The following is a 387-nucleotide window of genomic DNA, read 5'->3' as shown; positions in this document are numbered from 1 at the left end:
GTGCAGGATCTCCTCGTGCAGCCGGCCCCAGACACCAGCCCTGGACCAGATCAAGAACCTGTGGTGGGCCGTCGACTTCGATATCCCGAAGCACGGCGGCAACGCCCGCCAAGCGCAACCGCTGACCAGCACGTAGATGATCGCAGCGAACAACGTCTCATCAGGCGTGTCCTGCGTCCCGCCGCCCTGAGGCCGCACCTTCGACGGCGGGATCAACGGCTCCGCGATCTCCCACAGCCCGTCCGGAACAATCCAACTCCACGTACCCCGCCCCATGACTGGCCCAACGGGCCGAACCCACATGGGACACGGTCTAAAGATTCTATTCTTTGGTTTCTAAGGGCTGTCCCGTTAACGGCGTCCTGTCCGACGTAAGGTCTGAAGAAC

At 62.3% G+C, this 387-nt stretch carries 1 protein-coding gene; it reads right to left on the bottom strand.

The features are described 5' to 3' along the window. Nucleotides 1-276: transposase (locus IE98_RS0141720; protein ID WP_030278019.1), on the bottom strand; the 276-nt coding region annotated here is incomplete at its 3' end. Between the last annotated feature and the right edge of the window lie 111 nt (nt 277-387).

Origin of the sequence: Streptomyces sp. NRRL B-24484, assembly GCF_000717715.1 — a bacterium.
Classification (GTDB): Bacteria; Actinomycetota; Actinomycetes; order Streptomycetales; family Streptomycetaceae; genus Kitasatospora.
Note: the sequence above shows the minus strand (reverse complement) of the source record. Positions and strands in the feature narration are given on the sequence as shown.